This is a genomic window from Salegentibacter salegens (genome assembly GCF_900142975.1).
GTDB lineage: Bacteria > Bacteroidota > Bacteroidia > Flavobacteriales > Flavobacteriaceae > Salegentibacter > Salegentibacter salegens.
In genome coordinates this window covers 3,986,324-4,009,999 of the sequence record NZ_LT670848.1, presented here as the reverse complement: position 1 = coordinate 4,009,999, position 23,676 = coordinate 3,986,324, and the positions used below count along the sequence as shown (strand labels likewise).

General features: G+C 37.3%; 21 protein-coding genes and 3 pseudogenes. 10 read left to right on the top strand and 14 right to left on the bottom strand.

The features are described 5' to 3' along the window. The 5 genes and pseudogenes from B5488_RS18065 to B5488_RS17790 all read left to right on the top strand — a co-directional run. Nucleotides 1-659 (top strand): annotated as a pseudogene (locus B5488_RS18065) (metalloprotease); the annotation flags it as partial. A gap of 55 nt (nucleotides 660-714) precedes the next feature. Further along, nucleotides 715-978: a hypothetical protein gene (locus B5488_RS18060; RefSeq protein WP_197686269.1), complete on the top strand. Its 264-nt coding sequence runs from the start codon at nucleotides 715-717 to the stop codon at nucleotides 976-978. Between the two features lie 372 nt (nucleotides 979-1,350). Continuing rightward, on the top strand, nucleotides 1,351-1,503 hold the full coding sequence (locus B5488_RS18445) for a hypothetical protein (RefSeq protein WP_407690211.1): 153 nt from the start codon (nucleotides 1,351-1,353) through the stop codon (nucleotides 1,501-1,503). Continuing rightward, nucleotides 1,448-1,741, top strand: a complete 294-nt coding sequence (locus tag B5488_RS18440) for a hypothetical protein (protein ID WP_407690210.1) — start codon at nucleotides 1,448-1,450, stop codon at nucleotides 1,739-1,741. The genes B5488_RS18445 and B5488_RS18440 overlap by 56 nt, the downstream gene beginning before the upstream one ends. Continuing rightward, nucleotides 1,630-3,648: an alpha-ketoacid dehydrogenase subunit alpha/beta gene (locus B5488_RS17790; RefSeq protein ID WP_407690224.1), complete on the top strand. Its 2,019-nt coding sequence runs from the start codon at nucleotides 1,630-1,632 to the stop codon at nucleotides 3,646-3,648. Before B5488_RS18440 ends, B5488_RS17790 begins: the two co-directional genes overlap by 112 nt. 96 nt (nucleotides 3,649-3,744) lie before the next feature. On the opposite strand, the gene B5488_RS17785 is transcribed toward B5488_RS17790, so the two are convergent. The 3 genes from B5488_RS17785 to B5488_RS17775 are packed head-to-tail and all read right to left on the bottom strand — an operon-like array spanning nucleotide 3,745 to nucleotide 6,609. Continuing rightward, nucleotides 3,745-5,265, bottom strand: coding sequence for a PH domain-containing protein (locus B5488_RS17785; RefSeq protein WP_079733427.1), 1,521 nt, complete (start codon nucleotides 5,263-5,265; stop codon nucleotides 3,745-3,747). After that, nucleotides 5,255-5,782 carry a PH domain-containing protein gene (locus B5488_RS17780; RefSeq protein ID WP_079733426.1) on the bottom strand — a complete coding sequence of 176 codons (528 nt, stop codon included), beginning with the start codon at nucleotides 5,780-5,782 and terminating at the stop codon, nucleotides 5,255-5,257. The genes B5488_RS17785 and B5488_RS17780 overlap by 11 nt, the downstream gene beginning before the upstream one ends. After that, nucleotides 5,770-6,609, bottom strand: a complete 840-nt coding sequence (locus tag B5488_RS17775) for a 1,4-dihydroxy-2-naphthoyl-CoA synthase (protein ID WP_037320904.1) — start codon at nucleotides 6,607-6,609, stop codon at nucleotides 5,770-5,772. The genes B5488_RS17780 and B5488_RS17775 overlap by 13 nt, the downstream gene beginning before the upstream one ends. A gap of 106 nt (nucleotides 6,610-6,715) precedes the next feature. Here B5488_RS17775 and B5488_RS17770 point away from each other — a divergent pair, with 106 nt between their 5' ends. Then, a complete protein-coding gene (locus tag B5488_RS17770) occupies nucleotides 6,716-7,207 on the top strand; it encodes a hypothetical protein (RefSeq protein WP_079733425.1) in 492 nt (163 codons plus the stop codon). Here the strand turns inward: B5488_RS17770 and B5488_RS17765 are convergent. The 8 genes and pseudogenes from B5488_RS17765 to B5488_RS18055 all read right to left on the bottom strand — a co-directional run bounded on the left by B5488_RS17765 (nucleotide 7,204) and on the right by B5488_RS18055 (nucleotide 15,526). Continuing rightward, entirely contained in the window at nucleotides 7,204-8,040 is an 837-nt protein-coding gene (locus B5488_RS17765; protein WP_079733424.1) for a CvfB family protein, read from the bottom strand. The two genes, B5488_RS17770 and B5488_RS17765, sit on opposite strands and share 4 nt — an antisense overlap. Before the next feature lie 114 nt (nucleotides 8,041-8,154). After that, nucleotides 8,155-8,499, bottom strand: a complete 345-nt coding sequence (locus tag B5488_RS17760; protein WP_079733423.1) for a DUF2853 family protein — start codon at nucleotides 8,497-8,499, stop codon at nucleotides 8,155-8,157. Between the two features lie 67 nt (nucleotides 8,500-8,566). Beyond that, nucleotides 8,567-10,300 (bottom strand): 2-succinyl-5-enolpyruvyl-6-hydroxy-3-cyclohexene-1-carboxylic-acid synthase, encoded by a 1,734-nt coding sequence (gene menD / locus B5488_RS17755; protein WP_079733422.1) that lies wholly within the window; start codon nucleotides 10,298-10,300, stop codon nucleotides 8,567-8,569. A gap of 250 nt (nucleotides 10,301-10,550) precedes the next feature. Continuing rightward, nucleotides 10,551-11,699: a chorismate-binding protein gene (locus B5488_RS17750; protein ID WP_079733421.1), complete on the bottom strand. Its 1,149-nt coding sequence runs from the start codon at nucleotides 11,697-11,699 to the stop codon at nucleotides 10,551-10,553. 3 nt (nucleotides 11,700-11,702) lie between these two features. Beyond that, a pseudogene (locus tag B5488_RS17745) lies at nucleotides 11,703-11,867 on the bottom strand (PaaI family thioesterase); the annotation flags it as partial. 63 nt (nucleotides 11,868-11,930) lie between these two features. Next, the gene (locus tag B5488_RS17740; protein WP_079736478.1) at nucleotides 11,931-13,178 is read right to left on the bottom strand and encodes an IS4 family transposase; all 1,248 of its coding nucleotides are present in this window, start codon (nucleotides 13,176-13,178) and stop codon (nucleotides 11,931-11,933) included. Nucleotides 13,179-13,255: 77 nt separating this feature from the next. Further along, nucleotides 13,256-13,519 (bottom strand): annotated as a pseudogene (locus B5488_RS17735) (PaaI family thioesterase); the annotation flags it as partial. A 147-nt stretch (nucleotides 13,520-13,666) separates the two neighbouring features. After that, entirely contained in the window at nucleotides 13,667-15,526 is a 1,860-nt protein-coding gene (locus B5488_RS18055; protein WP_079736475.1) for a motility-associated ABC transporter substrate-binding family protein, read from the bottom strand. 196 nt (nucleotides 15,527-15,722) lie between these two features. On the opposite strand from B5488_RS18055, the gene B5488_RS17725 reads away from it, so the two are divergent. Next, nucleotides 15,723-16,358, top strand: a complete 636-nt coding sequence (locus B5488_RS17725; RefSeq protein ID WP_079736474.1) for an alpha/beta hydrolase — start codon at nucleotides 15,723-15,725, stop codon at nucleotides 16,356-16,358. An 87-nt stretch (nucleotides 16,359-16,445) separates the two neighbouring features. Further along, entirely contained in the window at nucleotides 16,446-17,714 is a 1,269-nt protein-coding gene (locus B5488_RS17720; RefSeq protein WP_079736473.1) for an NRAMP family divalent metal transporter, read from the top strand. 21 nt (nucleotides 17,715-17,735) lie between these two features. Here B5488_RS17720 and B5488_RS17715 read toward each other — a convergent pair whose 3' ends face one another. The 3 genes from B5488_RS17715 to dnaK all read right to left on the bottom strand — a co-directional run bounded on the left by B5488_RS17715 (nucleotide 17,736) and on the right by dnaK (nucleotide 21,014). After that, entirely contained in the window at nucleotides 17,736-18,338 is a 603-nt protein-coding gene (locus B5488_RS17715) for a hypothetical protein (RefSeq protein ID WP_079736472.1), read from the bottom strand. Between the two features lie 114 nt (nucleotides 18,339-18,452). Beyond that, complete coding sequence (locus B5488_RS17710) at nucleotides 18,453-18,842, bottom strand: hypothetical protein (protein WP_079736471.1); 390 nt, start codon at nucleotides 18,840-18,842, stop codon at nucleotides 18,453-18,455. Nucleotides 18,843-19,082: 240 nt separating this feature from the next. After that, nucleotides 19,083-21,014 carry a molecular chaperone DnaK gene (dnaK, locus tag B5488_RS17705; RefSeq protein WP_079736470.1) on the bottom strand — a complete coding sequence of 644 codons (1,932 nt, stop codon included), beginning with the start codon at nucleotides 21,012-21,014 and terminating at the stop codon, nucleotides 19,083-19,085. 314 nt (nucleotides 21,015-21,328) lie between these two features. On the opposite strand from dnaK, the gene B5488_RS17700 reads away from it, so the two are divergent. Continuing rightward, entirely contained in the window at nucleotides 21,329-22,762 is a 1,434-nt protein-coding gene (locus tag B5488_RS17700; protein WP_079736469.1) for an L-serine ammonia-lyase, read from the top strand. Nucleotides 22,763-23,012: 250 nt separating this feature from the next. Continuing rightward, entirely contained in the window at nucleotides 23,013-23,633 is a 621-nt protein-coding gene (locus B5488_RS17695; RefSeq protein ID WP_079736468.1) for a CPBP family glutamic-type intramembrane protease, read from the top strand. Nucleotides 23,634-23,676: the final 43 nt, after the last annotated feature.

Below are 23,676 nucleotides of genomic sequence, written 5' to 3'. Positions count from 1 at the left end.
ATATAGAAGACCCCAGGTATAACCAACTATTTTTTATGCCAGAATTCAATTATAACTTGTACGATGGTATTTCTATTGGGCCCAAATTGTATAATAAAACGGTTCTTTCAAAAACCTTCAATTTTAATATTTCACCCAAATATGGTTTTAATAGTGAAACCATAGTTGGCTCGGCATCTCTTAGCAATACCCACCAGTTTGAAAAAAAAGAACTCTACAAAATCTCTTACGGCCTGGGAGGAACGCGCTATTCGTATGGTTACAATCTATTCTATGAAAAATACACGCCGTTTTTAAATTTTTCTTTCAGAGATAAATATTTGCGTGATAATGAGCGTCAAAATTTATTGATAAGAAATGTAAATGTAAGGCGGGATAGCGATCCAGATAAAACATTAGATGAACCTAACTATAATGTTTTCAACATTAATTATAGATACAGCAAGCCCCATTTGGTAGATTATTATAGCGCTTCTTTTGATTTTCAACTGGCAGAAAAATTCAGTAAAATTTCCATGAGCCTGGAATATCGAAAATTGTTTAGAAATAATCGTCAAATCAATCTACGCTTCTTTACCGGTACATTTTTGTATAGCGATGATATGGAAACCAATTATTTCAGTTTTGCTTTAGATCGCCCCTACCGATTATCTTTTTGATTATAATTACTACGGAAGAAGCCAGGGTTCAGGTTTATTCAGTCAGCAAATTATTGTGGCAGAAGGTGGGTTTAAATCCCAATTACAACCCGAATATGCTAACCAATGGCTAACCACTTTAAATGCCAGTACTAACCTCTATAAATGGTTTTTTATATATGGTGATGTAGGTTTGGTGAAAATCAGCATCAAAATGCACGGTTTTTTATACGATTCTGGCGTTCGTTTAAGTTTAGTAGACGATTATTTTGAAGTTTTCTTTCCTGTTTATTCTAATTTAGGCTGGGAAGTAGCTCAGGAAATTACGACCAGAAAATAAGGTTTATTGTTTCTTTAGATCTAAACACATTAATCAGGTTGTTTACCCGCCGCTGGTATTAACAAAGATTTAAATGCTTAGGTAATTCTTAGCAATCTTCAATTGAATTACATTTTAATCAGTATTTACTATTAAATTCTATATTTCTTTTCAGTAAATACAATAAAAATCTTTTAAAATACACTTTTCTTAAAATATTTTGATTTTAATGAATTGTGTACAATCTAAGTTTTCGTTACATTTGTTATTATTCATAAATTACGTTCATGCAAAGCGAAACAAAAACTAAAGATTCAATTTCATTTGAGGATTTCAAGACCGAGGTGCTGGCAGATTTTAAAAATAGCCGTTACCAGCCGGGAATGTAGCCTTTTGGGTAGACGCGAAGTGCTTACCGGAAAAGCTAAATTCGGAATCTTTGGCGATGGAAAAGAAGTGCCACAGCTTGCTATGGCAAAAGCTTTTAAAAATGGTGATTTTAGATCTGGTTACTACCGTGACCAAACTTTTTATGATGGCCATTAATCAATTTAGCATAGAACAATTCTTTTCCGGTTTGTATGCCGATTCTAACCTGGAAAACGAACCAATGTCTGGCGGAAGACAAATGGGAGGCCACTTTACCACCCACAGTCTTAATGACGACGGCAGCTGGAAAAACTTGATAGACCAAAAAAATTCCAGTGCCGATATCTCCCCAACAGCCGGCCAAATGCCAAGACTTTTAGGCCTTGCCCAGGCTTCAAAATTTATAGAAACGTAGAAGGTTTACCTGCCGAGAAATTTTCAGAAAACGGAAATGAAATCGCCTGGGGAACTATTGGAAATGCCAGTACCAGCGAAGGCCATTTTTGGGAAACCCTGAACGCTGCAGGCGTAATGCAGGTGCCTATGGTTTTAAGCGTATGGGACGACGAATATGGGATTTCGGTACACGCCAAACATCAAACTACAAAAGAAAATATTTCTGAAATCGTAAAAGGTTTCCAAAGAGATGAAGAAAATAAAGGCTACGAGATTATCGTGGTTAATGGCTGGGATTATGTAGCGCTAATTGAAGCCTACGAAAAGGCTGAAAAAATAGCACGAAGAGAACATTGTCCGGTTCTTATTCACGTGGTAGAACTAACACAACCACAAGGGCACTCTACTTCCGGTTCTCATGAGCGATACAAAAATGAGCAACGTTTGTCCTGGGAACGTGAATACGATTGTAATGTAAAGTTTAGAAAATGGATTTTAGAGAACAATATTAGCACAGATGAAGAGCTGCAAAATATTGAAAAAGAAATAAAACGCGAGGTAAGAGAAGGCAAGAAAAAAGCGTGGAATAAGTATGCTGAACCCACCAAAGCCAAACAAAAAGAATTACTCGTTGTACTTTCTAAACTGGCAAAAAATACCGAGAAAAAAGATACAGTAGTTAAACTTGCTAAAGATCTTAACGCTAATAAAGAACCGCTTAAAAAAGATCTTGCGGTTGCAGCAAGAAAGACTTTAAGGGCAATTAGAAAAGAAAATTCTGAAGAAAAATCCCAATTACTGAATTGGCTTAAGGAATTTGAAAAAGATATGGCTAATGATTATAACAGCCATTTGTATATTGAATCTAACGGGATTCAAACTGAAGTTTTACCGGAATATGATGAAGATTCAGCTGAAGTTGATGGAAGAATTATTCTGCGTGATAACTTTGACCAGATTTTTGGCAATATCCCTGAAACCCTCATCTTTGGTGAAGATACCGGTGAGATTGGTGATGTAAACCAGGGACTGGAAGGTCTTCAGAAAAAATACGGAAAACTACGCGTTGCCGATGTTGGTATTCGCGAGGCCACGATCCTCGGCCAGGGAATTGGAATGGCAATGCGAGGTCTAAGGCCTATTGCTGAAATTCAATACCTGGATTACGTTATGTATGCTATACAGGGGATGAGTGACGATCTTGCTACCTTACAATACCGAACCAAAGGAAAACAAAAAGCTCCGCTAATTATAAGAACCCGTGGCCATCGCTTAGAAGGAATTTGGCATAGTGGTTCCCAAATGGGAGGAATTCTAAACCTGGTACGCGGAATGTATGTTCTGGTACCAAGAAATATGACCAAAGCAGCAGGTTTTTATAATACTCTTTTAAAACAGGATACTCCTGCGCTATTGGTGGAGTGCTTAAACGGGTACCGTTTAAAAGAAAAAAAACCGAGTAACTTAGCCGATCTTAGAACGCCAATTGGCAAAGTAGAAACCATTAGAGAAGGAAGCGATATTACCTTAGTTTCTTATGGCTCTACCTTAAGAATTGTAACTCAAACGGCTGAAGAATTAAGTGAATATGGTATTAATGCTGAAGTAATAGATATTCAATCTCTACTTCCTTTTGATTTGGATCACGACATTGTAAAAAGCGTAGAAAAAACTAACAGACTTCTGGTTATAGACGAGGATGTTCCGGGAGGAGCCTCAGCCTATATTTTAGATAAGGTTTTAAACGAGCAAAACGCCTGGAGATACCTGGACAGCAAACCGCAAACACTAACCGCTAAGGAACATCGCCCGGCTTATGGAACCGATGGAGATTATTTTAGTAAACCTTCAGCAGAAGATATTTTTGAAAAGGTTTATTCAATTTTCAACGAGGTAAATCCAGAGGAATATCCGGCGATACGATAAATCTTGTTAATTGTTTAAAGTGAAAATCCCCAATCTAGTTTTAGATTGGGGATTTTTTTTATTTTAACTTCTTGCGAGTAACAAATTCAACACTTCTTACATCCAGTTTTTTGAACTAACCTCTGCCTTATACAACACATAATTTACGTATTGCAAAATATCTCTATTCACAGCATAAAAGTTTAAATCACCCCCGGCGGTATGGAAAACTACATTCACGAGGTTTTTTCTTTTATACCAAATAGGTTGCTTTACACTTATAGATTGGATTTTAAATAATTCCAGGGTTTCTTCGGTTTTATTCCAAAAGCCAGTTTTTTTCTGAAGAAATTCTTCGGTAATTATAAGTTTTCTAGCTCTAAAGGCAAGAATTTGTAAAGATAAAGCGGCAAGCATATATAAACTTGCTACGGCTAAAACAGCCCATAATTTTAGTCTTATAAAATCTGTAAAATACCAGAGTGCGAGAAATATCAATACCGGCAATACTGCCAATGAAATTTTTCTGAATAATAATAATTTATCTGGTCTAAAGGTCGTGCTGAAACTAGATTTAGAAGATTCTGGATATAAAAAATACTTTATCTTTTTTACGATCTCTTTTCCCAGGCCGGGAATCTTTATTTTATTTTTTTGAAGTTCATTTTCGCTGCTGGATAAGGAAATTTGGGCTTCATAAAGATTGAACCGCTTTTGAACCGGGTTGGTTTTAATTCTCATCAATTGAAGCCGTCTTGGTTGAAGGGAAACCTTGGTATTGGTTTTTAACCCCATTTCTACCTCCATTTTATCCTTATTCTGCTGAATTGTTAAGCCATAATACTTAATAAATACTTCAATAATTGTAATACTTATACTTAAAAGTAAGAGAAGCACAAAAAGCAGTGCTAAGAACCCGATAGATTGCAAGACCCCAGAAAACTGATCAAAATAAACTTCAACATCTTCTACCCGATCTTTAAAATAGGTGTTTACTCTATTATAAATAGTCATTACAAATGCAAAAACCAACGAAAGCCCGCGAAGATAATTAGTGCTTATCCCAATTTTAAGAAGCGTGAGAAATCCTACCTTATGAGTCCAAAAAACCTCGTTATTATCCTCAGTTTCTAAAGATTCTTCTATTGAATTTTCTTCGGTATTTTTAGCTTTCGCTTTTAATAGAATTTTTGAAAGCTTATTAGCATCTTCGCCAGATATAGCTTTAATTTCAACCTCTTTTAGATTGCTTCCAGCGGTATCAATTATCAGGCTGTACACCTTGATTATTCGTTGCAGAATAGAACGTTTAAAATAAACCTGCTGAATTTTATCAAAAGGAATCGCAGTATTTTCGGTAGAAAAAATTCCTTTTTCCAACACAAATTCCTCCCGTTTATAATCTATATAAAAAACAAATTTGCGATAGTACAGGTAGCTATAAATAAAGGTTAGAATCCCAATAAAAAGCAAACCCAAACCAATATAAATTAAAGTATTTCTACTGGGGCCGCTAACTAACAAATAGGCACCAACCGCCCAAAAAGTTCTAAATAATTTATAGAGGCTTGAAATAAATATAAGAAGGATTCCGGCTATAGATTGGCGCTGGGCGTTACTGTAGGCTTCAGGATTCATCTTCAGAAATCTTAACCGCAATTGCCTCTTTTAATTGAACAGCCATTTCGGGATCTAAACCGGGAATAGTAATATCACTTCCTCCTCCACCGGCAGTAAAAATATTAAGGCTGGAAATTCCTAAAATCTTATCCCAAATCCCTCTTGAAATTGAAGCGTGCTGTACCCTATTAAACGGAATTACCGTTGTTTTACTAAAAATAAATCCTCTTCTATAAATAATATCTCTTTCCCTTATAGCATAACCCAAACTTTGAAGCAGCTTATAATTATTCCAAAATCTAAATATAAAAGCGATTAATACAAAGGCAAAAATAATTCCCGATTGAATATAATTTAGCTGAAAAAACCAAAAAACACCAAGCGCCACAGTAAGCACGAGCATAAAAATGCCCGTCTGAATATTCATTTTTATAAGATATTTAGACGAAACTGAAGAAAACGCTACCGACTCATATTTGGGCAGGGAAGCTAAATCTATTTGTTCGTTACTAAAATCTTTGGCTATGGAATCCATTTTTTATCAAAATTAGGTTTTCTTTTTTCCAGAAAAGCATCACGGCCTTCTTTTGCTTCATCTGTCATATAAGCAAGTCGGGTAACTTCTCCTGCAAACACTTGCTGGCCAACCATTCCGTCATCGGTCATGTTCATGGCGAATTTCAGCATCTTTATAGAAGTTGGCGATTTTGCCATAATTTCCTGTGCCCATTCATAAGCAGTATCTTCCAGCTCATCGTGCGGAATTACCGCGTTCACCATTCCCATTTCATAAGCTTCTTGCGCAGAATAATTTCTTCCGAGGAAAAAGATTTCCCGTGCCTTCTTCTGCCCTACCATTTTCGCCAAATAAGCTGAACCATAACCGGCATCAAAACTAGTTACATCGGCATCGGTTTGTTTAAAAATAGCGTGTTCTTTACTGGCAAGTGTTAAATCGCAAACTACGTGCAAACTATGCCCACCTCCTACTGCCCAGCCGGGAACTACACAAATTACAGCCTTTGGCATAAACCGTATTAACCGCTGAACTTCCAAAATATTTAATCTATGGTAGCCATCTTCACCTACGTAACCCTGGTGTCCACGTGCTTTTTGATCGCCACCGCTACAAAACGCCCATTTCCCGTCTTTTGATGATGGGCCCTCGGCCGAAAGTAAAACGCAGCCAATTTCAGTATCTTCGTGTGCATTATGAAAGGCATCTAACAGCTCTGAAGTAGTTTTAGGTCTAAACGCATTGCGAACATCGGGACGGTTAAAAGCAATTCGCGCCACGCCACCCGATTTTTTATAAGTTATATCTTCGTATTCTTTTACAGTTTTCCAGTTGATTTCACTCATAGGTCTTTATTTTATTCAAAAATAAGCTTTTCAATTTATCTTAATATCTTTGCTGTGCAATTAGATTTGCATTGTTTTTGCTATATTAAAGACAAAAGCCCTGAAAATGAAATTTCGCTTCCTATTTCTAAGTCTGTTTTTATTCAGCATAACTTCAGTTTCTGCCCAGGAATACTGGGATATTGCCGATTTTGAAATTAGCAACTACAGTATAGAACCTTCCTGGAGCGATCTTAGTTTTGGACAACAATTCTTTAAAGGAGATTTTGATCTTCCCAGCGGTGAATTTATAAATGTAGATGAAAACAAACGTTCTAGCGTAGATATGGTTGGAATCCTGGAACAGCAGCGTAATATGAAAAAACGCACCGTAGATATTGGAAGTCCTTTACCTACAACCACGCAAAAGAAAAAAGCTTTCGAAATTTCTAATAATTACCGACTTAGGGATAATGACGAAGTTTACAATGATGCCCTGAATTCGAATCCTTATTACCAAAACCAGCGAATTTATCAAAACGCCCTTCACAGGCAAACCCAGCGAAGAATGTATTACGGCTCACAATATTACTCGCCAAGAGGGAGCTACTTTTACTAATCTTCTTTAAGATAAATACCGTCGTCTTTAATATCTATTTTTCTTTGTTTATAAAGATTCCCTGCGGCACGCTTAAAGCTCTTTTTGCTAATTCCTAACTGACTGTGAATAGCTTCGGGAGAAGATTTATCGGTAAGGTTTAGATAACCTTCGTTTCTCTTTAATTTATCAAGGATTAACTCAGCATTTGGTTCAATACTTCTGTAACCTGGTCTTTGCAGGCTAACATCAATTTTGCCATCGGGACGGGTTTTAGTGATAAATCCGCGCATTTCATCACCAACATTTATTTCCTGGAAAACATCGTCGTGATAGATCAAACCTAAATGCAGCTGATTAATAATTACATTGTAACCTAAATCACTTTTATTGCTAATTATAAGATCTACCTCTTCAAAAGGCGCTATGGTTAATTCAGAATTATCCAAAAATGCATGTACTTTGCTTGAACCTACCAAACGATCGGTTTCTTCATCTAAATAGCAAAAAATAAGATAGCGTCCGCCCTTTTTCATAGGGTAAGCCTGCTCCTTAAACGGAACAAATAAGTGTTTTTCAAGTCCCCAATCTAAAAAAGCACCAAATTCAGTGGTTTCTACACATTTTAGAAAAGCAAATTCATCAAGTTTCACTAGAGGTTCTAAGGTAGTTGACACTGGTCTTTCTTCATGATCCAGGTAAACAAAAACATCAATCTCTTCACCTATTTCAAAAGTTTCGGGTATATATTTATTCGGAAGTAAAACTTCATTCCCTTCATTATCTGTTAAGAAAAGTCCAGGCTCGGTTTCCCTTACAATATTAAGCGTATGATTTTCACCAATTCTAAGCATAATCTATATTTTGAGGTGCAAAGATACTTTATATTTTACGGTTTCTCTATAAAACAGAAAAATCCGTCTTTCACTCCAGAAAAACGGATTTTTATAATATTTAGACCATTTATTTTATTTAAAAACACTTTCTTTTTTAAAGTATTTTGTAAGTAAATAATAGACTACCGCACGATACTTATTCCTATTAGATTTACCATATTTTTCCATTACGGCATTTAAACCTACATCTAATTTCTCGTCATCCTTAAGCCCTAATTTTTTGATTAAAAAATTGCGTTTTACGGTTTCCATTTCAGACTCTGAAGAACTGGAAACGGTTTCAGCATCGCTTCTAAAAATACTTGGACCACAAGATTCGGTTACTTTTCTAAGCAAACCAACATCGGGTTCTTCGCCCGTTTTGTCTTTCACATCCTGAATGTATTTACCTACTTTTTCATCGGTTTTTGTACTCATAATTAAGAATTTTGGTTTATTTCTCAACAAGTTACTTAAATGAGTGTTTATCAACGAATTTAAATTCTTAAGATTTCATAAAATTGAAGTATTCCAGTAGCACTTTATCGTTAATCTTTCTCGGTGTAAAAATTTCCAGGATTTTTGGTTGAACCGAATCGCTAAAAAAAGTTTTTAATTGCTCTTTTATTTCTTCGGAAGTTTCCGCAGAACGGTATTCAAAACCGTACATTTCACTTAACGATTTCGCCTGAAGCTGATGCGTGGTTTCAAAATAAGTCTCAAAATTCTCTGTATTCTTATTTCCGGGTAGGATTCTAAAAATCCCGCCTCCGTTATTATTCAAAATTATTATTCTAAAATTCTTCGGAATATAATTATTCCACAACGCATTGCTATCATAGAAAAAACTCAAATCTCCTGCTATCATTAACGTAGGTTCAGCATTTAAAGAAGCCGAACCAACTGCCGTAGAAATACTACCATCAATTCCGCTTGTACCTCGATTACAAAAAATACGCAAACTTTCCTTCCACTTAAACAATTGCGCATACCTAATCGTAGAACTATTACCAAGGTGTACAATATAATTCTCAGGCACCGCGGGAACAATTTCCTGCATCGCTTTAAGGTCTGAATACGGAATTTCGTCCATATACTCTTCGTGCCGAACCTGGCGCTTGCTTTTCACTTCCTTCCAGAACTTTCCATAATCACTTTCTACATTTTCGGTAAGCGAAAAGAAATGTTTAAAAAATGAATTTACAGTGGTTTCAAAATGCTTATTTAAGCAGAAAAATGTGTTGTAGGCTTTTTTAGAATCGATATGCCAGTGTTGTTGGGGCTGGTAATTTCTTAAAAATGCTTTAATCTTTTTTGAAACGATCATTCCGCCAAAAGTCAGTAATATTTCCGGCTGAAGCGTTTTGAATAATTCTTCCCGATTTTCATCTTTTTCAATCGGGCCTATAAGAGTATCAATTCTCGTAAAAAATTCAGGATGATTTAAATTCGAGGTGGTTTCAGTAAGCACAATAACCGAATCGTCTTTGGCGAGTTTTTCCAGAAATTCCTGTTCCACTGCATTAGGTTGCGCCACTCCAACAATTACCATTTTCCGCTTTGCTCTATTCCAAAGCTCGGCATAACCGCCTAATTGACTTTCGGTATAGGTACGTTCTTTAATTTCTGGCAGAATCTGTATGGGATTTACCTCAACATTCTCTACCAAATCGTACAAAGGTTCATAAAAAGGAACATTAATATGAACCGGTCCCTTCTCTTCTATCGCTTTGTTTAGCGCCAGATTGACTTCCCGCTCGTTATGTTTTTGCGATTCAAATTGTTTTTGCTGAAGTTTTTTATCGGTTGCTTCAGAATCTAAAACTAATTCTGAATGCAAGTTCGCCGAATATAAAATATGGTTTTCAAATACGTTTTTCTGCCTAATTGTTTGTCCGTCGCCAATATCTATACGTTCAATAGGCCGGTCTGCCGAAATAATTACCAGCGGAATATCACTATAAAAAGCTTCGGCAATCGCCGGATAATAATTTAGCAATGCAGAGCCCGAAGTACAAACCAGGGCCACCGGTTTTTGTAATTGCTGCGCCATTCCTAAAGCATAAAAAGCAGCGCATCTTTCGTCTACAATACTGTAAGGCTTAATATCGGGATGGTGCGTAAAACCAATGGTTAAAGGCGCATTTCTAGAACCGGGAGAAATTACTACGTGATTTATATTTTTAGCAACGCATAGCGCTACAATAGATCTGGCAACAGGTATTTTGGAATATTTCACAAAGTTTATTTTTCAAACCAGACCTCACAGGTTTTGAAAACCTGTGAGATCTTTATTTTTAACCCCGTCAACCTAAACTTGATTCAGGTTCTAGGTTGAACGATAACATAGATTCTGAAATAATCCCGAAGCATCGGGACAGAGTAACGAGAAATTTTACATTAGAACTAGTAGATTTTTCAACCTTATTAGTTAATTTGAATAGCTCAAAATTACAATTTCAAAAGGATTTCCAGTGGAGGTTTTGACCTTATTTAACAAGTACCGATTTTATGGTATGCGATTTATTTACGGTTTCCTGCCATTCATCGGCAGGATTGGAATCTTTTGTAATCCCACCACCAATAAATAACCTGGCTTTTCCCGCTTCCAGTTTCATGCAACGTAGATTTACAAATAAGGAAGTTTGTTTCAGGATGCTTCCATAAGCTTGATTTTCCTGGTTTCTGCGATTGTTATTTCGCTTTACCTCCTTTTTCATATTCAATTCTCCTAAAAAGCCCGAATAAAATTCGCGATCATAGTCTTCATTTTCTAAAATAAATTGTTGCGCCATTTTCTTCGGAAGTCCGCATACGGCTGGAGTTGGGTGTAAGGCTAAAATCAAGCTTTTAAGGCTTGTTTTTTTTTCCAGATTCAACATTCCCGTTATATCGGTTTGCAAATGCAGCAAATTACCGGCTTTAGATGTATATGGCTCTGATTTATGAATGGTGCCCGAAACTTTATGTTCGAGATTTTCCAAAATCGAATCGGTAACAATTTGTTGTTCTTCAATTTCTTTTTCTCCCCAGTTAACAGACGAAGTTCCCTTAAAAGCCTGGGTTCCCGCCAGGGCCATAGTTTTAAATTTATCACGCTCTACGTTTAAAAGTGTTTCTGGTGTGGCACCAAGCCAAATCCCGGTTTGGGGATGAAACCAGAAATACACAAAAGCCGTTTCATATTTTTTAAGCAAATTCTTAAAAATATCCAGGGCATTGAGTTGGGTTTGCACATCTTCTTTACGGGACAAAACTACTTTTTTCAATTCTCCCTCTTCTATGACTTCAATCCCCTTTTGAACCAATTTTTCGTGCTTAATTTTCGCTTCATTATTGGTATAAGCCGGGGGAAATGCTGTGTTTTCTTTCTTTACTCCTTCTAAATTTTCAGCCGGGTATTCCGCAGTAATAATTTCGGCATTTTCTGAGGGAATCAAAAATGTATTTTCAGCATTTTTAAAAGGCGAAAATATAAATCCGTTTTCGGTGAAATTACTGGTTTTATAAATTTCAGCTGAATCCTGAAGCAAAGCTTTGGTTAACCCATTCTTTGCCTTAGGATTTCTATAGGCTACAAAGGGATTTCCGCTTTGAATTTGTGCATCTAATTTTGTGAAAAATTCGTCGCTCATCATTTTTTATTTCTTTTTTGGCAAAGCTATGGTAGTCAGTTTTACCATAGAAATCAGGTTATCGGCTTCGTCGGTAATTTTTATTTCGCACAACTGCGTTGTTCGGCCTTTATGAATAAATGAAGCCCTGGCAAACACAAAACCTTCAGCAATACTTTTTAAATGATTGGCCACACTCATCCGAAAGTTTTTGACTTTAAACCTAAAACCTTCGGCCACCCCTATTTTCAGGCTTCAATTAGGGCTAATGGGAGAAAATAAGTCTGGATCTACCCTATAGTGGAGTTTGGTCTGACCCCTTATTCTTTTCGCCCCTTCTCCTACGGTATTGCAGGCATAATCGAGGGTAAGATAAAAACATAGACAGATCCTGATCTTTTCCACGAAATTGGAAAATGCATGTTCTTTTTTGGCTATTGTCCTCACAATTATCTGGAGCAGCAAATAGGTTATGAGCGCGATGTATATTTGTGATTTTACGGCGTTCTCACTGGTTCCAAGGAAGGTCTTTATTTGGAGGTTCTGTTTTATCGCCTTAAAAAAAAGTTCAATATCCCATCGTTTTTTATAAAGGTCCGCGATGGTCCTGGCGCTCCAATCCAAGTTGTTGGTGATTATTTCTATCACTTTGTTCTCGTCCTGCTTATAAACGTGCACCAACCGGAGAGGGTGTTCCGCAATGCCTGTTTCCACGGCCTTCTTGCTTGGTAAAACGATGATCTCGTCTTTTAGGATATCCTGATCGCTACCTTCGGGGAGCTCCAGTTCTTCCAAGGTTTGATAGACCGTATTGATCTTGATGCGAGTGACAAAAACATTTTCTGCCGCGATCCTCTGGCGCATCAACAGAAAATCGAAGTACGCCCTGTCCTCCACGATGACCGTTCCCTTTCGGAAAACGGATTGGGCCAGTCCTTTGCTGTCATGGAGCTTTGCCTCTGTTATATTGACCATATCGGGGATCATCATGGCATCGTCCCAGCAGGTATGTATTTTTATACCTCCTTTAGCTGTCCGAAACTTTGCCCAATCGAACATGGACAGACATAGACTGATCGTGGTGCTGTCGATCAATTTTATGTCACGGTCTTTGATTTCCTTGATTATATGAGACTGTCCGTGCTTCGACAATAGTCGGCCATAGTGCCCTAACAACCGGTAATATAAGCTCTCGAAGACTTTATAACTCCTCTTTTTGTTGCCATCGCTCATGGTAGAACGCGCTGGGCTCTGCTCAAGACCCAAATCCGAAATAAATGTTTCGCTGACCCCGATACCAGTGGAAATGTCACTAAGAGTGTAGCATTTATTCAGCTGTCCGAAAGTTTGGGCAACGAATTGATCGTAGGTCTTATATCTGCTGCACCCCTTGTCGCCATTGTGCTCATCGGCACAACGCGTGAGCATCCAGCGAGGACATAGGTCAATTATTTGTCGAAGAAGAGGTTTGTTTGTATTTTTAGTGCGCCTGAAGAGTCCCATAAAAATTATTTTTTTTGTCCAAAACAAAAATAAGGGATTCTCAGGCTATTTTATTTTTCAACTTTCGGATGGTTGTGATGATTGGCAGAAATTTCAATCCCGCGTATAAAAAACTCTTCCGTATCTAAAAAAACATAACTGGCCATACTGCCAACACTTTCTGCCAAAGCCACGCTGGCGCCACCGTGCAACACGCCATCGGGCTGGTGCACTTTTGGGGTAACCGGCATTTTGGCTATTAAATAATCTTCCCCCACTTCGGTAAATTCAATTTCCAAAGTTTCCATAAGCGTGTTTTTACACACTTTTTTAGAAAGGTCCAGAATTTCTTCTTTGGTCATCATTTAAAAAATTGGTTATATCGTAAAAGTACGAAACCAATAATAAAAATAAGTATTGAGAAAGAAGTAAGAGGCTAAGAACAATTTGCACTGTTTATAAAAAAAGCCGCTTTATAGCGGCTTTTTAATTGATTAAAAATTTATTTATTAATATCCTGTAGACGAAGATTGATTAGATATACGTGTGGTTGTTGCTCTAAGTTTCGATCTTGCTGCCTGCTTAAGTTCAGTTATTGGTGCTGTATCTATTTTTGCTACTCCCCCAAGAACTAAAGTATTTGTAGTATCATAGAATAAGGCAAAGTCTCCATCTCCGGGTTCTATTACAGAAGCACAGGCAATAGTTAGATCTTCTATACCTGCCATAATGGGATGATCTCTATTCGATGCTGAAGGTAATATGGTATAATCACAATCAACTCGTCCACCACTATTGAATAAAACCGCACCCATATTTGCAAGGAACTGATTTTCGACTTCAATATTTGCATAAAATGAGTCATACTCCCCAACAAAAATTATTCTTCCACCATCGGCAGCAAATTGCTTTAAAGTATTGATTTCGTCTACCGTATATTGCGAAGTTGGCATAACCAGCATCACTATTTTAACATCTGAAGGAATGCTTGTTAAAGAACCTACAGTTGAGAAAATACTCTCTACGGTAAAACCTTCATCTTCCATAACAGATTCGGTGGTAGCCCATCCTGTTTCGGTACATTCTCCATTACTATAGCATCTTGCATTGCGCCCACGATCTATCCAAACTACATCACCGCTGTTTCTTACTCCCGTGGTTGTATAATTCACGAGATTTTGAACAAATCTCACATTATCGGGATCTGCGAGGGCGGTATTATCAAATATATTTATATCGTTTAATACAACCACATCTCTTCCGGGAACCTGGATACTTTCACATCCAACTGTATCTACTTCTACTCCGGGATCTGTATCTGGACATTCATCAATATCATTAGGAACTCCATCCCCATCATCGTCTGAGCCGGTTTGACCACCATCATCATCTTCGCAATTAAAGAATATATGCCAGTAATTCATGTTATCACCATCTACAAAGAAACTCTGTACCTCGTTCCAGCTTAAATCTTCAGAAATAGGATCTACAGCGCCTGGTGCAGGATAATTAGCATCCCAATTCGTCAGGGTAGCAGTAACCCTAATATAATCAGTATCGGGTCCCTCTCCATATATAGGAGCTGGAATAGCTAAACATAAAGGATCGGCATACCAGTCGCCAGAATCGTCATCTTCTGTATTCCCTGTCATTGGCATTTCGCCGGTATATAACGGTATATTGTTATCATCACCTATATAAGTTATATCAAATGTATAATTAGCGGTAAAATGTCTTCCAGCATCGTTACAGTAATTGGCAAATACGCAGAATTCATAAATTTCTACAGGTATAATATCAAAGAATTGATAGCCGAACAGATTCACATCTCGGTCATCAAAGCACAATACCTCAACATCGGTATAGGTTTTGGATCCTGCTCTCAAATCCCAGCTAAAAGGAAGGGATTGAGAAACGATGCCAGCAAAATCGCTTCCAGTCTTGGGAGCTGCCCATATTACTTCTCCTGGAGCACCTCCATCGTCATTCCATACAAGAAAATCGTTTAAGGTAACAGAGACTGTTGTTTCGCCGGAAGCCACAGGAATTTCCAGAGCTTCATCATAATCGGTAAACAAATCATTTCCATCAATTATAATGGGAACAATAACATCTACAGGTGTATTAGCATCACCATATACCAAAGAAATTTGTGCATAAGCTGGCGCATCTTCTGAACATTCAGGAAGGTCGGCCTCCTGTTTTTGGAGGGCTTTTCTTATCTCAGCATCAAGCACAGGACCTAAGTAAAGCTCTGCTACACCATCTGAAACTTGTTGCTCGACTCCAGGGTTCTCATCTTCACTACAAGAAAAACATACAACGCATAGGAAAACAGATAAAAATAATCTAGTTATAAAAATTTTCATAATAATTAGTATTAATTAATTTTGTTGGTTATAAATAATAGGGGGGAATTTATTGCATAACACGATTGTTTATTGCAATAATTAAAGGTCACAGGGCCTAATAATGTACTCTTCGAAGATATTTTAAATTTAATGAGAAATTCTCAATGATTAAGGGAGGGTTTCCCTTTAAAAAACACATAAAAACCAATTCTGAATGAGTACCGAAAAGCTGCTTTCTTACCAGATCACAAACACCTACAGCGTTTTAAACGATTTTACTGAAAAAACAAAAACCGTATGGCTGGTTTGCCACGGAATTGGCTATTTAAGCAGATATTTCCTGCGACACTTTCACCACTTAAACTCTGAAGAAAATTATATTATCGCTCCGCAGGCCCAGTCTAAATATTACCTTAACAACGAGTATAAACACGTAGGCGCATCCTGGCTTACCAAAGAACGCACCGAGGCCGAAACCGAAAATGTATTAAATTATTTAGATGAAGTTTACAAAGCTGAAAACCTCGAAAATGCACCCAGACTTATTATTTTAGGATATTCGCAAGGAGTTTCGGTAGCGACACGTTGGATCGCGAAACGAAGAATTAAGTGCGATGAATTAATTATGCATTCAGGAAAAGTTCCAGCAGAATTAACGAGGGAAGATTTTCAATTTTTAAAAAATACCAATTTCACCTTTATTTATGGGACCGAAGATGAATACCTAAAAAATGGAATTATTAAAGTGGAGGAAAAAAGACTAAAAGATTTATTCCCTGATAATTTTGAAATAAAAACATATAACGGTGGTCACGAAGTTAATACCGACCTTATTGGTGAATTTGCTTAATTTAAGAGAATTTTGAAACCTTATACTATTCTTTCTGAACCTGTCACTTAGAGCGCAGTCGGGAAGTCTATAAAGTCAAACTTTGAAATGAAACAAAAAACTACTTCAAAATCATCCATTTTAAAAAGTATAGGACCCGGTTTTTTACTGGCGGGAGCGGCTATTGGGGTTTCGCATTTAATACAGGCCACCCGGGCCGGTGCCGATTATGGATTTATCCTCATCTGGGTTTTGATTATAGCTTGTATTTCAAAATACCCTTTTCTTGAATTTGGTCCCAGGTTTGCCGCAGGTACCGGAAATCACCTAATTACCGGTTATAAAAAGCTTGGTAAATTTCCTTATTGGATCTATATTTTAATTACTGTAGGAAGTATGTTTATTATTCAAGCCGCGGTGACTATTGTGACTGCTGGCCTGGCCGAGCGTTTATTCAATTTTGGCTGGTCTCCTTTTCTTTGGAGCGGAATTATTCTCGCTGCTTGCATCGCCTTATTGCTAATAGGAAAATATCCCGGACTTGATAAAAGTATGAAAGTGATCGTTACTGCATTAACCCTCGCTACACTCGCTGCAGTAATTATGGCTTTTGGTGCGGGAACGGTTAACGATGCAGTTACCACCAAACCGCCTTCGTTATGGACTACCGCCAGTTTGGGTTTTATAATCGCTTTTATGGGATGGATGCCTATTCCGCTAGATGCTTCGGTTTGGCATTCTATCTGGACTAAAGAGAAAGCATTACAAAACCAACAAAAAATTTCTGTAAAAGGTGCTTTCGCCGATTTCAATGTGGGTTATTTTTCGGCTGCTTTTATAGGTTTGCTATTCTTTTTGCTTGGTGTTTTAGTCATGTTTGGCAGCGGAACTTCATTTTCTAGTAATAGTGTGGAATTCTCGAGTCAGTTGGTGGAATTATACGGAAAAACGCTTGGCGAATGGAGCAAACCTTTAATTTCGGTTGCGGCTTTTATTACCATGTTAAGTACGGTTTTAACCGTAACCGATGCTTACCCTAGAGTAATTTCTGAATTAAAAAACCCGGAAAAGGATAAACCTGAAGACAAAAAAGAAAAATGGAAAATTTACCGAATTTCCATTTTTATTATCCCGGTTCTTTCGCTTTCTATTTTGTATTTTCTCTCCGGTTCGTTTACAATTTTGGTAGATTTCGCCGCCGGACTTTCATTTCTATCAGCACCATTTCTAGCCTGGTTTAATTATAAACTGGTTACAGGAAAGCAAATGCCTGAAAAACACCGCCCTGTAAAGAGTTATAGGATTTTCAGCTTAGTATGCTTCGCTCTTTTAGTAGTTTTTAATTTTGTGTATTTGTATATTACGTTTTTAGGATAGTGACGCTATAATAAGCACTAACTATCTGTCTAAACAAAATTTAAAATCTATAGCAACTGCTTTTTCTACACTAATTTCTTCAGTACAAATCCCCATGATATCATCCATTATACAATTAGGATCATCTGATTGTTTAACTTTAGTCATTTCTGATATATCACCTATTAGCGAACCAGTAATAACTCCATCTTCATAATTATCAAAACTTAGAGTAAAGCCTTCTTCACTCGGAGTGTTCAATTCTCTTATGGGTAATTTGTGAACATAAGCATATGACATACTATCTGTTTTTTGTTCAGGAAATCTTATAACAAAATTCAAGTATTCGAAATTGTTTCTTAAAGTTTCAAGGCTAAAATTATTTTCAATTTGGGAATTGAAGTACATGGTAAATTCTAACTCAGAGTCATTATATTGGAAATCAATTAAATTTAAAAACTCCTCACCGCACGTATCACTCATGGCACAGTAAGTTTCGGTTTCTGCACAATTTTCCTCTAAACCAATATTAAGAGAAACAGGATCGGTATTGAAATTTTCTTGTTCATCATCAGTATTTTCCGGACTGCAGGCCAAAAAAATAGTTGTCGAACTCAAAATTGATAATAGAATAAATTTCTTCATAATTTTTGGTATTTATATAGTAGATGTAAAAATCACAAAATGGTTGCTGTAAAAACGAAAAAAGCGCAATTTCTTTCAGAATTAGGAATTTTGCGCCTCTTAAAACTGAATCATTTATACATTACAACTAAAGATTTCCTCGACCTCTCGCCCTGGACTATTTACGAACTCCATGCTTTCTTCAATACTAAATGATTCAACCTTTTTTCCCGTACAGTTGTATAAAGTAATCTCGTCGAATCCATTGCATACCGGGTCTGTCATTTGAATATAAAAAACTGTTTCGCCTTCATATTCACTTTTTAAAATAGAGACCTTACAGGCATATTCACCGCAGTTTAACTCAGTTATTAAATCCTGCATCCACTCTAATTCTAATGGTTTATCTGCAGTGCATGCGTTTTGAACTTCTAGTTGTGAATCTGCAATCACTTCATCATCATTATTGGTACAAGAAATTATCGTTGCTGAAAAGAATAATGCAAATAGTATAAATTTTTTCATAATTGTTGGTATTTATATAGTAGATGCAAAAAACACGAAATGGTTGCGTGTAAAAATGAAAAAAGCACAACCAAATTAATGATTGCGCTTTTTTTTATTGCTCAGATGTGAGTTTGAGGTTTTAAGATCCCGAAGCAAGTTCGGAATAAGCCTCTCGTTTTCTTGAGATCCCGACTTTCGTCGGGATAAGCGATTCGCACATTTTTCACAACGCTTTGCGCTATGAAAATGGCTCTCTGCTTACTTCACTTCCTCAAAATCTACATCTTCTACGTCGTCTCCACTCTTAGAGTCCTTTCCTCCAGCTTGCTCTCCACCTTCAGCTCCGGTAGCACCTTGTTGTGGTCCTGCCTCACCGTCTTGGGCTTCAGCTTGTGCTTTATACATTTCTTCAGAAGCTGTTTTCCAGGCTTCGTTTAATTTGTCTAAAGCAGGAGTGATTTGATCCAGCTCTTTAGTTTCGTAAGCTTTCTTCAATTCTTCTAAAGCTTCTTCTACCGGCTTTTTCTTATCTTCAGAAATCTTATCACCAAATTCCTTCAACTGCTTTTCAGTTTGGAAGATCATAGCATCAGCTTCATTAAGCTTATCTACTTTTTCTTTGGTTTTCTTATCAGCATCAGCATTTGCTTCAGCTTCTTTCTTCATTTTCTCGATTTCTTCCTCTGTTAATCCTGAAGAAGCCTCGATACGAATATCCTGAGATTTACCGGTTGCTTTATCGGTAGCGCTTACTTTAATGATACCATTGGCATCAATATCAAAAGTCACTTCAATTTGAGGTGTTCCTCTTGGCGCTGGTGGAATTCCGTCTAAGTGGAATCTACCAATTGTTTTATTATCGGTCGCCATTGGACGTTCACCCTGCAACACGTGAATTTCTACTGAAGGCTGATTATCGGCCGCGGTAGAGAATGTCTGTGATTTCTTAGTTGGGATCGTAGTATTAGACTCGATAAGTTTCGTGTTAACTCCTCCCATAGTTTCAATACCTAAAGAGAGTGGAGTAACATCAAGTAACAATACATCTTTTACATCTCCAGTTAATACACCACCCTGGATAGCTGCACCAATAGCAACAACCTCATCTGGATTCACCCCTTTAGAAGGTTTTTTACCGAAAAATGCTTCTACTTCTTCTTGAATCTTAGGCATACGGGTAGAACCACCAACAAGAATTACCTCATCGATATCGCTTTTTGAAAGTCCTGCATCGCTAAGTGCTTTTTTCACAGGATCCATAGAGCGTGTTACTAATTCTGAAGCTAATTGCTCAAATTTAGAACGGCTAATAGTTTCTACAAGGTGTTTTGGTCCGCTTGACGTTGCCGTTACATAAGGTAAGTTGATTTCTGTTTGTGTTGAAGAAGACAACTCAATTTTAGCTTTTTCAGCAGCTTCTTTTAAACGCTGAAGTGCCATTGGGTCTTTTCTTAAATCGATATCTTCAGCTTTCTGAAAAGAATCTGCAAGATAATCGATTAATACCTCATCAAAATCATCACCACCAAGGTGCGTATCACCATTTGTAGACAATACCTCAAATACACCATCACCTAATTCCAGGATAGAGATATCAAAAGTACCACCACCAAGGTCATATACAGCGATCTTTTGGTCCTGAGATTTTTTATCAAGTCCGTAAGCAAGAGCTGCAGCAGTTGGTTCGTTTATAATACGGCTAACTTTCAATCCTGCGATCTCACCGGCTTCTTTTGTAGCCTGACGTTGAGAATCGTTAAAGTATGCAGGTACGGTAATTACCGCTTCAGTTACATCCTGTCCAAGATAATCTTCTGCGGTTTTCTTCATTTTCTGAAGTACCATTGCAGAAAGTTCCTGCGGAGTATATTTTCTACCGTCAATCTCTACACGTGGAGTATCATTATCCCCCTTAACAACTTTATAAGGAACTCTTCCAGCTTCTTTAGAAGCTTCAGAATATTTATTCCCCATAAATCTCTTTATAGATGCTACGGTCTTTGTTGGGTTAGTAACAGCCTGTCTTTTTGCAGGGTCACCAACCTTTATTTCGCCACCTTCTACAAATGCGATTACAGATGGTGTAGTTCTTTTTCCTTCGGCATTAGGTATTACCGTAGGCTCGTTACCTTCCATTACTGCAACGCAAGAGTTGGTAGTACCTAAGTCAATTCCAATTATTTTACCCATAATTCTATTCGTTATATTTTATATTATTGATTTCAATTCTTCGAGGTCTTAAAGTCAATCATTATGCCAGCGGAAAACTTATGACAGGTTGTCATTTTTTCCTGAAAGCACTTGCCAAATCTGCGCTTTAATCGATCATCGAAATTTAAATACACCTGAATTCTCCTTAAAACCAAAAATATTATTACACTATATTGCCTCTCCATCTTATTTCAAAGTAGTTTACTCCCTACGAAATCGTTTTAATATTTTTTCAATTCATTCTACATCATACTAACAAATCCTTATTTTTGTAGCAAAATAGGAGTTATACAATGCGAAAAATTGAATGTATTAGTGTTTTTGATATGTTGAAGGTGGGCGTAGGCCCTTCCAGTTCTCATACTTTAGGTCCCTGGCGAGCAGCGCAACGCTGGATTGCAGAATTAAAGCAAAAAGGGACTTTTGATGACGTGGAACACATTCACATAGATCTTTATGGCTCTCTTTCCCTTACCGGTATAGGTCACGCCACAGATATCGCTACCATTCTGGGACTTTGCGGCCATGATCCTGTAACTATGGATATTTCCATTATTGATTCTGAAATTGAAAAAATCAGGGAATCTAAAAAACTCCATTTAAACGCTGAAAGAGAGATTGATTTTAGCATTGCTGAAGATGTGAAATTCAATCGTAATTTCCTTGAATTTCATCCCAACGGAATGACCTTTCGGGCAACTCTGGTAAACGGTAAAAAAATATCTTCTTCCTTTTATTCTATTGGCGGCGGTTTCGTTGTTAAAAAAGAACGTAAAAACGCCAGTAAGAAGATGAAAAGCTTTTTGGAATTTCCCTTTCCAATTGAAAAAGCTACAGAACTTCTCGCCTACTGCAAAGCTGAAAACAAACCTATTTCTGAAATTGTTCTGGAAAATGAAAAATCCCTTAGAAGCGAAGAAGAAATAAATTCCGGTTTAAAACAAATTTGGGATGTGATGCTGGAATCTATGTACATTGGCTGCCATACCGAAGGAACCCTTCCCGGCGGACTTAATGTAAAACGCCGTTCTTTTGAAATGCATCAGCGTCTTATTGGCGAAGAAAAATATAACTCTCCCGAAGAATGGACCAGTGCTATTAGAAGAACTGAAGTAAAATTTAGGCAAATCCTTAAGTGGGTTAGCTGTTTTGCTATTAGTGTGAACGAGGTAAATGCATCTTTGGGTCGTGTAGTTACCGCACCTACAAATGGTAGTGCCGGCACCGTACCTTCAGTAATGATGTATTATATGGTAATCGAAAACCACGAGGCTACTTTTGAAGATATGAAACGCTTTATGTTGGTTGCCGGTGAAATTGGCAGTCTCTTTAAAAAAGGTGCCACGATCTCTGCCGCTATGGGGGGTTGCCAGGCCGAAATTGGCGTATCCTCGGCAATGGCTGCCGGCGGATTAACAGAATTACTTGGTGGCACACCAGAACAGGTCCTTATGGCTGCTGAGATTGCGATGGAACATCACCTTGGTCTAACCTGCGATCCTATTGCCGGTTTGGTGCAGGTGCCTTGTATTGAAAGGAATGCGATGGGCGCCATAAAAGCCATTAACGCTGCTGAAATTGCTCTGGAAAGTGATGCCACTAAAGCTAAAGTTCCACTGGATAAAGTGATTGAAACAATGTGGGACACCGCAAAAGATATGAATTCCAAATACAAAGAAACCTCAGAGGGCGGACTTGCAGTTAAAGTGAATTTAAGCGATTGTTAGTAATAAATAATTATAATCGTCATTGCGAAGAGCGAAGCGATGCGGCAATCTGTTTTTGATCTGTTCTCGGTTTTCGGTTATTGTTCATTTTTTTAATTATCAGTTTTTATTATTTCACAAATAAAAATTCGTGAATTCGTGGCTTAAAATATCACCACAGTATTAAATTGCAGCAATAATCAAATTCAATCCTTTGCAGCTTCCAAAAATCCCACCTAAAGTCAGCAATCTCTTTCGCAACTACTGGTTCATGATTGGGACCTATTTTTTGTTTTTCTTTCTACTGGGATTTTTAAATACATTTTTACCGGAATTAGACCTGGAAAAATACCAGCAAACCGAACTATTCGATTTAATGAACGAAAGTCCGTTGGCATTTGTCCTAATGGCGGTAATTATCGCGCCACTCCTGGAAGAAAGTATGTTTAGAACACTTATAAAACCTTCTTTTACCGAAATCTATATTTTCATTTGTGCTGTACTTGCCTTTGTAGGACTCGGTTTTATTCCACAGGAAGCTCATTCATTACTTAAATATGGCCTGGTAATTTTATCGGCTATTATCATTTTTCTGTTTTTACAATCTCTTACTCCTTCAAGGTTTCTTAGAGTATTTCGCATAATTCTATACCGGAATTATAGGTTTATTTGGCTACTTACTGCTGTGCTTTTTGGGCTGGTTCATATTTGGAATTATGTTGAAGGATGGGAATTTGATCTTATTCTATTTATATTAATTTTTCCAAGAATTATCGCCGGGTATTTCTTCGGAAAAATAAAAGTCGAAAACGGAAACCTTATCTGGCCAATCGCTATGCACGCCATGAACAACGGAATTGTAGTATTCTTCCTTCTTCCAAAGCTTTTATAAACTTATTTAACAAAGGATTAAAACAGAAGCATTTAGCCTTTTT